Here is a 7,870-nt window from a genome sequence, read left to right on the forward strand (position 1 = left end):
TGATGCCAGCGATTATTGGTCCAGTACAAATCATTAATGTAAGTGGCGGAATTGTGCAATTCGGAGATACCCTTTATATCTCACCAAAGAGCAGCACAAAAACTTTTTCAGGCTCTGGAGGATTTAATACCGGTGGCATTATCATCGCGAATAATGGTATAAGTGGCACCAATGTTTTAGACACCAATGTAATTGACCAGCCTATAGTGGGGAATAATTAAAATATGAAAAGCACGCTTCCTTTGCGTGGGGTATGGAATGGAGCGCTTTGACTGAGATAAAGTCAACACGGAGAGCGTTAGCTTTTCCGTGTTCACTTATCGTAGGGAAAAGGGTGAAGTACATAGATCGCGGAGTTGGAAAATGACATAAACCATTTTCGTGGTCTATGTCATTTTTTTACTCATTTTCTAATTTTAATATCTGAGCACCATCAAAGAAAAATAAATATCTCTCAACGACATTTCGTTTCCAAATTTGTTCAATAGCTCTTGTATATAAATTGATCTGGAGCCTATATCTTTCTTCGAGGATTGGTTTAGCTTGGTCAAAACCTCCTTTATATCTGCCAGTTATTCCATCCGATTTATAATCAATCAGAACTAAGCCGTTTTCATCCTCAAGGATGCAGTCAATAATACCTTGCACAAATACAGATTCTTCCGCCTCTGTCCATGCTGGATAAACATCAGTGGCAGGCAAGGAAAGTGTAAACGGAATCTCCCTATGAATGGCTTTTGCATGAAAATATCTTTGCCCTAAATTGGAGTTAAAAAATTGAGCAATCAATTTGCAGTCAATGACCTCAGCTTGCTCTGGAGTTAACAATTCATTATTGACCATCCAGATTAACTGTGTGTTAATGGTGTCTTCACTAACTGTCTTTGTCAAATCGACATGCTGCATTACCATATGCATTGCTGTCCCCCGTTCAGCAGGTGTTAATTGTTTTTCCTGCATAAACTTCGGCCGTTTGACAATGGATTTTTTAAAGCTGCGAACTAGGTCTGTACCACTTTGCTCATCAGCCATTTCCTTTTGCCGTTTGATTTCAGAAACCGATTGTTTTGAGCGGTGGGCCGCAGCACTTGAAAAAGAATATTCCCATGTTAACCGGGACTTTATTTCATCTGCAAATGTAGATGCTATCGAGACAGTCTGTGCTTTTTGAACCCTCTTTAAGAATTGATCGTCTTCCTTTTCTAAAGCCAATTCCTGTTTTCCGATTTCTTCAGCACTGATTAATGAAATTTCCCAGGAGGAAGGATGGTTAGTGATATCTTCTGGAACAAGCTCATAGGTCTCTCCTGTCATTCTTAAATCTCTGCAATCTTGGTGGCGGATAATGGCCGGGCCAACCCAATCGATATAACTCATTGCCGACGCTCGCTCATAATCCTTTAGCAACCATTCCTTATTCGAGGAAACGTCAATCCACTTGTCAATTTTTTTCGTTGCATCCTTTAATGTAGCTGTCATGTATAGCTTTTCTTTTGCCCTAGTCATCGCCACATATAATACGCGCATTTCTTCAGCGAGCATTTCCATTTTCTTTTTTCGCTTAAAAGCAATCTGCGGAAGAGACGGATAGGAAATTCGCTTCTCTGCATTTACGTATTTTGCCGCAAATCCAAATTCTTTATCGAGCATAAATGGTTTGCGAATATCAGCCATATTAAAGTTTCTCGCCATCCCCGCTATAAAAACAACAGGAAATTCAAGGCCCTTACTGCTATGGATGGTCATAATCCGAACAACATCTTCCTGCTCACCAAGTGCTCTTGCTGCACCGAGGTCGTTTCCTCTTTCAATCATTCGCTCGATAAAACGTAAAAAACGAAATAGGCCGCGGAAGGAGGTTTGTTCATATTGCCGGGCCCTGTCGTACAAGGCTCGTAAGTTAGCCTGACGCTGCTTCCCTCCTGGGAGACCACCGACAAAATCGTAAAATTGTGTGTCGCGGTATAGCTGCCAAATCAGTTCAGACAGCGATCCTTGACGAGCTAGTCCACGCCAGTCTTTTAGTAAATCATTAAAACGGCGGACTTTTTCATAAAAGGCTTCTGAGCTATCAGCAGATTTGCTAGCACAAAAGGCAGAAACCGCCTCCCAAAATGAACCACGTTTTTGATGGATGCGAATTTTTGCCAACTCTTCTTCGTTCAAACCAACAATAGGAGAACGTAACACGGACGCTAATGGAATGTCCTGGAATGGATTATCAATCACTTTAAGCAGCGACATCATAACCGCCACTTCCGTTGCTTCAAAATAACCGGTTGAGAGATTCGCATAAATCGGAATCCCTTGCTGCTTAAACTCCTCGATAATTTGCGGGGCCCAGGTCATCGAACGAAGAAGGATCACTGCATCCCGATACATCATCGGTCTGCTGGACTCCGTTTTAGCATTATAGACCGGTGCTCCATTCGCAATCAATTCTTTAATTTTCGCCGCAATCACTCTTGCTTCTAATTGTGACTGCTCAAGGTCTGCTGGATCAAATCCAACCGGTTCTGCTTCAGCCTCTAATACCGTATCTGAAGCTGCCTCTGAATTTTCACTTGTGTGGTCAATCAGCATAATCTCTACCGGAAACGGCTCTTCCTCGGGATATGGCGCCCCATTTCGCAATTCTGCAGCTTCATCATATTCGATTTCGCCAACCTTAACACCCATAATTTGTTTAAATAAATAGTTGGTTGCATCGAGTATTTCTTTTCGGCTTCTGAAATTACGTGCTAAATCAATTCGTAGTCCTGTTGCTTTACCATCAACAGTAAAGCGATTATATTTTCCTAAAAAAAGATTGGGCTCAGCTAAACGGAACCGATAAATGGATTGCTTGACATCTCCGACCATGAACAGGTTGCCATACTTCTCATCCTCTTGCGTTACCAGCCTTAAAATGGTTTCCTGAACCATATTCGTATCCTGATATTCATCGCAATATACTTCCTTAAAATGTCTTTTATAAGCAAGTGCTGCTTCCGATGGAAGAAACTCCCCTTCAATTGAGATTTCACCTGTCAATATCTCCAGACAGTAATGTTCCAAGTCCGAATAGTCAACCAGCCCTTTTTCTCTTTTAGCTTTTTCAAACCGCACGGAAAATTCTTTCACAAGATAAACAAGGGTGCCGATTAAGGGGCGCATCTCTACCATATCCCGTAAAAAGCCCTCCGGCTTTCGGGAAAAGAGTTCTTCCTTAATGTCTTGGATTTTTTTCTTCGCTTTTTCACGGAGTTTTTGAGCTTTCTCTGACAATACTGTGTCATACTGATCCTTTTTCAGCGGTTTCGCCCTTGAAAAAGACCAGGTTTGCATCGCTTGATATAGCGTCGCCCAGGATTCCTGTTGTGCCACTATTAACGTATCAATGACGTTAATATCATCTAAAAAATTTTCTGCTCTTGGTGCTGGACCATTTGGAAGCTTCGTTATCTCCAGGCCCTGCTTAATCATCACTTTAGCTGCTTCAAATTGAAGTTCAATATCAAAAAGGAGTGCCTGAATAAATGGAAGATCCTCTACATTTGTCATATCATCCACATCATACATCGACACAACCCCGTGTAAATACTGGTCTGGCAAAGGGTTTGAACGAGCAAAATCATAGATTGAGCGGACGATTTCCTGTAAGGCGGTATCACTTCGATCACTGGTGAACGAATCCACCAAGTTGAAAAATGCCACATTATTTTTTCTTCCATATTCCTCTTCAAATAGCTCATCGATAACTTCATCCCTCATTAGCTGAGCCTCAGTTTCATCGGCGATTCGGAAGCCTGGATCAACATCAATTAAGTAATAATATTTACGGATGACCTCCATACAAAAAGAGTGGAGTGTCGAAATCGAGGCCTTATTCAATAAACCGAGCTGTTTCCTTAAATGACGGGAGGAGGGATCCTGATCAATCGCTTTTTCTAATGCTTCGCCAATCCGATGACGCATTTCCGCTGCCGATGCGTTCGTAAATGTCACTACCAATAATTCATCAACATCGATTGGGTCTTCGTTTGCAAGAATTTTTCGGATAATTCTTTCAACCAGAACAGCTGTTTTTCCTGATCCAGCTGCTGCAGCAACAAGGATATCCTTATCTCTTGCCTGAATCGCTTTCCATTGGTCATCTGTCCATGTTACACCTTCCGGCTTTGGTGGAATAACGAAATTACTCATTCTCCTCTACCTCCTTCTTTATAAGTTCCAAAACATCTTCCTTCGAATGCGGTGTGAGCATCCGGAAACGATTATTTTCAATTGATTCATCAAATTGACAAACCGATTTAAAGGAGCAAAACGTACACGGTATTTTGTCTTTTAATTTATAAGGGGAAATGTCTATCTGTCCATCGATAATGGCATTGCCTGTTTTTTGATACATCTGACGCACATAAGTCTTCAGGTGATCAAATTCGTTTAAACTTGCGACCTTTGATTTTTTTGATAAATTTCCATCTTTTTTAATTCCTGCTGAAATAATCTGCGAATCACCGGATTCTAGCGATTGGTCCATCATTCGAATGACATTTTGGTCGCTCACCATTAATCCATTCATCTTAAACTTTTTCATCATTTCGTTTTCAATTTCATCGATTGTAAGCATTTTGGTCGTATTAATAAATGGATTATGGACATGGAAATAAAGAACTCCTGCCGGGCTTGCTTTCATCTCCACTAATTGATTGGAATGGGTTATAACAATATCTAGATAGGTTAACATTTGCAGGGCAAGTCCATAATAGACTTCACTCAAATTGACATCCTTTTCACTCGATTTATAATCAATGACCCGTAAATAAACACTATCGTCTTCACCCTTCGCTTGGTCGACACGGTCAATCCTTCCAGCTAACTCCATTTTCTTTCCATTTTTCAACGAGAAGCTTAATGGCGGCAGCTTCGCATTTGCTCCAAAACCCAATTCCAAGCCGATCGGCGAGAATCCACTTACTTTTGCATGTTCACTTAATACGAGTGAAGCCCGGGTAATAATTTGCTCCAATTTCCGTTTTATATAATGATGGCGTTCTGAGCTTAGCAATATTTCATTTTGTAGCTTCGGCGCTAAAGCGTTGACCGCCTCCTTAGACAGTTCCTCACATTGTTGTTTTGTCAACTGAGCCCAAGAAATCTTTTGATTGTTAACAGTATCTGAAATATGCATTATCGCAGCATGAAAAAGCTCACCAATGTCAGGAGCTTCTAAACGAAAAATTTGCCGTTCGCGTAGCTTTAGCCCATGCTGTGTGAAATGAGAAAAGGCGCAAGAGTTATATAATTCCATTCTGGAAACACTTGCCTGTATGGTCTCTCCATATAATTCAACTGCTGAATCTCTCGATAGCTGGACCGTCCCGTTGGAATAAAAAAGACTCGAAAAAACTTTTTGGGCTTTTTCCTTCCACGCGCTCTCCAGATAATAGTTATACACATCCCACCATATATCGGAAATGGGGTAATTTCGCTTTTTCAATTGCAGCTGGCTATTGAGGTAGGACAAAGAAGTCGTAAAATTGGATACAAAACTTAGCTGATCCTGTTCCGAAATTTCCGCAGGATCGCTGACATAGAACTGCTCATTAGCATCAGGGAACATATCTTTTATTCTTTTAATATACGAAGAAGGAATTAACGCTTTGCCTTCATCATTGGCGAGCGGATAGCTGATATATAGCCTTTCAGATGGGGCCGTAAATGCTTTATATGCTATGAAGTTTTCATCCAGTAAGCGCATTCGGCTGCTTGGTGCAACGGTAATCCCTGTAGCTAATAACATTTCCCTGTCTTCATCAGCAAGTATTCCTTCATCAGAAATTTTTGCTGGCATTACTCCTTCATTGACCCCGACGATGAAAACAACTTTGATTTCATTTAACCTTGATTTTTCTAAATCTCCAATCAACACTTGATCAAGGGCTGGAGGAATCAGCGAAAAATGTAACGATTCAAAGCCTGCCTCTAGAATGGTGGCAAATGCCTTTAACGGAACGGACTCTTCTCCTAATATTTCTACATATTGATCAAGAAGGTCAACAACTGCATTCCATACTTGTTCGTGTTCACGCATCTGAACAAGATTGCCCTTTTCTTCTGCAGCCGCTTTCCAGTTTTCAAGCTTTTCCGGAATTTCTAATTCTTCTAAATATAAATAGACAGCTTCACAAAGCTTTCGTCCAGAATCTGCTTTTTTCAAACGTCTTGACAGTCGTAAAATTGGTGCTGTTATCATAAGCTTTAGTTCATTTAATTCTTGTTCTATAGTTTTTTCTGTATCAGTTTGAACATTTGCCTCTAAATCCAGGCCTCTAATACGCCGATAAATCCAGCGGTCCTTTTTCATCCACTTACTCCCGTTGATGCCGTAAGCCAGAACATAATTCTCCAGCTTGTCCAGTTTCTCGCGCATTTTAATGGGATTTTCCTGCAATGGGTATAACAATTCAGTTTTTATCGCTCTAAATACTGGTTCATAGCGCCAATAAGAAATAATCACTTCAAGACTTGAGCGTATTAACTCAATAAGGGGATGATTCAGCATTGTCCTTTTCTGATCGATAAAATAAGGAATTTGATAATCCGCGAATACAGGCTCGACAATCTCATGATAATCGCCGCCATTTCTAATTAACAAGGCGATATCCCGGTAGCGGTACCCATTCGTCCGGACTGTATGACGAATTTCACGGGCAATTCCTTCAATCTCGGCTCTTCGATTGGCCGCCTGATGGATGTGAATAGCCGTTTCCCCATGAAAAACAGCTGCCGGGCGGTCATCAAATTTTTCCTCTAAATGACGTAAGGAAGGTTGATTCCACCTTTTCTGCTCATCTAAAATAACAGGTTTATCAATTTCAATGCCTTCAGCTCTTGCCAATTCATAAATGGATTTGCAAGTCTCACCTGAGGCGCGGAACAACTCAAGTTCATCTGGTGTAGAATCGAACAGCAAACGATCCGTTGTCATCGCAATTGAAACTTTACTACAATGCGTCATCAATTCTTGGATGATGCGATATTCCTGAGGTGAAAAGGTATAAAAACCATCAATGTAGATTTCGGCCTCTTTTAAGTAAGCGGAGGTAGACACCTTTTCAGCTAACAGGCGAAAATAATCTTCGGAATCAATATATTTTCCAAAAATTTCTTCTTCGAATTTTTGATAGATAAGTTCTAAATCAGTTAATTTATCTTTTAATGCTTTAGATGCAGAATTGTCGTTTGAGCCAAGCAGGACTGTCCCATGAATTAGCTCCTCTGGGCTAATGCAGTACCTCTTAAATTCGGTAATCATTTGCTCCAATTGCTGAACAAACCCATTTTTATCTGCAGCCCGTTGAAAAAGCTTTAATTGTTCCTTCTTTTCTTCGATAATTTTACGAATTAGCATACTCATCCCGACACTACTTAAATGTACGCGGCTAATCCCACCTGTTTCCTGTAGAACTCTCCATGCTAGACGAGAAAAGCTAAAGACCTGGGCTCGAATCATTCCACCAACGCTTGAGTCTGTTGCTAAGCGATATTCTGAAAGAAACGTCATTTGTTCAGGCACGATATAAATAAGCGGTGTTCCTTCTGGTTTTTCTATAAGTCTTTTTTTTATTTCATCAAGAAACATCGCTGTTTTACCGCTACCTGACCGCCCTATTACCATTCTTAATGACATATACTAACCTCGCTTTCCTCTTAAACTCTGTATCTTTCATTCTACCATAAAATAAGCACAAACGTTTGGATGACAATAAACAGAATCCAACCAAAAATGGTAAATCTTTTTTTAAAATAAGAAAAGCGCAAGGCGCCCGTCTATCGGCGTATGGACTCCTCGGAAAAGCTAACGCTTTTCCTTCGTGCGATGCCA

At 40.6% G+C, this 7,870-nt stretch carries 3 protein-coding genes; 1 reads left to right on the plus strand and 2 read right to left on the minus strand.

What is annotated here, in order from left to right; genetic code table 11:
- The first annotated feature begins 2 nt into the window (after positions 1-2).
- The gene (locus tag RTR43_RS22645) at positions 3-221 is read left to right on the plus strand and encodes a spore germination protein (protein ID WP_312475567.1); all 219 of its coding nucleotides are present in this window, start codon (positions 3-5) and stop codon (positions 219-221) included.
- A 178-nt stretch (positions 222-399) separates the two neighbouring features.
- On the opposite strand, the gene addA is transcribed toward RTR43_RS22645, so the two are convergent.
- Positions 400-4,185, minus strand: a complete 3,786-nt coding sequence (gene addA, locus RTR43_RS22650; protein ID WP_312475569.1) for a helicase-exonuclease AddAB subunit AddA — start codon at positions 4,183-4,185, stop codon at positions 400-402.
- Complete coding sequence (addB, locus tag RTR43_RS22655) at positions 4,178-7,675, minus strand: helicase-exonuclease AddAB subunit AddB (RefSeq protein WP_312475571.1); 3,498 nt, start codon at positions 7,673-7,675, stop codon at positions 4,178-4,180. Before addB ends, addA begins: the two co-directional genes overlap by 8 nt.
- Positions 7,676-7,870 lie beyond the last annotated feature (195 nt).

Source organism: Neobacillus sp. (assembly GCF_031988165.1).
In the GTDB taxonomy this organism is placed as follows: Bacteria; Bacillota; Bacilli; order Bacillales; family Cytobacillaceae; genus Neobacillus; species Neobacillus rhizosphaerae.